This is a genomic window from Chitinivorax sp. B, from assembly GCF_005503445.1.
Classification (GTDB): domain Bacteria; phylum Pseudomonadota; class Gammaproteobacteria; order Burkholderiales; family SCOH01; genus Chitinivorax.
Map to the genome: position 1 here is coordinate 1 of NZ_SCOH01000125.1, position 2,135 is coordinate 2,135.

The window sequence follows — 2,135 nt, forward strand, 5'->3', positions numbered from 1 at the left end:
GCCACCATCGACAACGCCACCACCGGAATCGGCCCTTCAAATGCCAGCACCTGTTTCAACTTGGCCAGTGCCGCTTCCAGCCGATCCGCGTTTAAATCATGCTGTGCCAGTGCTACCAGTTCGTCGTTATCAAATACACGCAAATCCGTCATTGTTTACTTTCTATTCAAAACAGCCCGTTGAATTAGGCTGCTTCTTTTCTTTCAATCCCATAATCGATTGAATCTTTCTCAATCGATTACATGCCTCTCATCAATCCTGATTACCCATTTACATGGGAGACTTGTTTATCTGCGTTGATCGCATGTTGGTACGTCATGCAAATTCAAGTTACTTATTCATCTCTTTCATCATCAACTGCACGTGCCGGCCGCTGCCGCAACACATCTTCCAGCCGCCCCGCCCCCAGCACCGGCAAGTCCGCCAACGCCCGCTGCAGGATCTGCTGTACCGCTTCACCCTGCCCCTGCCGCTGCGCCTGGATGATCTCCGCATAGCGCACCGCCATGCTGCCCGGTGCCAACCGGCGTGCCCGCGCCAGCAGACCCGCGGCCCGCTCGCTGTCGTTACGCAGTAAGGCCATCACCCCCAACCCACCATGGCTTTCACCAAAGTTCGGGTCCAGGTCGTATGCCTGCTGGAAGCTGTGCTCGGCCGCCGCCCAGTCGCCTTCCATCAGGTATACCCAGGCCAGCGCATGCCAGGTACCGATGTGTTCCGGCATGTGCTGGACGGCCTGTTCCAATGCCTGTTTGCCTTGTTGCAGGTCTTGCATGGCCAGGTGGGCGATGCCCAGACCAGACCAGGCCCGGCCGTTGTGGGGTTGTCGGTCCAGCACACGCTGGAATTGCTGGCGGGCCAGGGTCGGTTCGCCTTGACCGATCGACAGGGTACCGGCCGCCACCAGGGCGTAGGGTTGGTCGGCTTGCCATTGCAGAGCTTGTGCGGCCCAGTGCTGACAGGCGCTGACGTCGTCGTTGTCCAGGTACAGCAGCGCCAGTTCGCCAGCCAGTTCGGCGTCCCCTGCCCGCGCTGGCAGGATCGACAGCGCCAGGGCAATGGCGTCGTCCAGTTCACCCAGTTGATGCAGGGTCAGTATCTGCAGTATGGCGGCCTGTGGCAGGGCCGCCCAGTCCAGCGGCGGTTCGCCCAGCAGTTGCCGGACGCGCGGGTAGTCGCCCTGCTGGTAGCAAGCGTAGGCCAGGTTGTAGCGCAGGCTGGGGTCGTCCTGCTGGGCCAGGAGACCGCTCAACAGGTACTCGGCCTCGGCCCAGTCGCCCTGCTGGAAGGCCAGCAGGGCACGCAGATTGGTCAGTCGCGGGTCGCCCGGGTGGTGGTGCAGCCCATGACGGAGGGTCTGCTCGGTGAGGGGCAATTGCCCCAGGCTGAGGCTGAGGTCGGCCACATCCCCCAGCAGTTGCAGGTTGTCCGGGTCCAGGGCCAGGAAACGTTGGTAGCGGGCCAGCTGATCGGCCTGAGCGGCAGTCGAGGGGGTCATCATTCGCGATAGGCTGCCAGCAGGACGTGGGCCTCAGCCGGGCTATCGGCCGCCACCGATGGGCTGTCGGTCGTACCCACCTGGGCTTGTTGTGCTTCGACATTGCTGAGGATGCGTTGCATCTCCGCCATCAACGGGGCATTGGCCAGACCAACGGCCAACCCTTGCCGCAACTCGGTCAGCGCCAGCGGGTACTGTTCGCGCGCCAGTGCCAGCAACCCAGCCCGGAAGTGCAGCAGGGCATGGCCCGCCGGCAGGAAATCCAATCCTGACCAGGTCTGCTCACCCGCCGCCAGTTCGCCACCCAGCAGTTCCAGCAGTCCCAGCTGAAACACGGCAATGTCAAACTGCGGGTTCAAGCTGACGGCTTCCCGCATCCAGCGCTTGGCATCCTCAAACATCTTGATCTGCGCATATTGCGCACCCAACAGGAACGGAATCTCCGCCCGGGGCAGCGTTTCATCCGGCTCCGCGCTGGCTTTGGCATAGGCCTGCTTCAAATAACCAATCGCCAGGTCATACCGCTCCCGGCCACTCGCCTCGATCGCCAGATGCATCAATTCATCTGCACTCAATAAATCTTCCACTGACCTTACCTTTCCACCGATCGTCACAACCATGTCATTCAGGCTGCATT

At 61.3% G+C, this 2,135-nt stretch carries 2 protein-coding genes; both read right to left on the reverse strand.

Going from position 1 to position 2,135, the window contains the following annotated elements:
• Window positions 1-334: 334 nt before the first annotated feature.
• Entirely contained in the window at window positions 335-1,501 is a 1,167-nt protein-coding gene (locus tag FFS57_RS24640; protein WP_137940470.1) for a tetratricopeptide repeat protein, read from the reverse strand.
• On the reverse strand, window positions 1,498-2,135 hold a 638-nt coding region (locus tag FFS57_RS24645; protein ID WP_212749180.1), incomplete at its 5' end, for a hypothetical protein. The genes FFS57_RS24640 and FFS57_RS24645, both read right to left, overlap by 4 nt.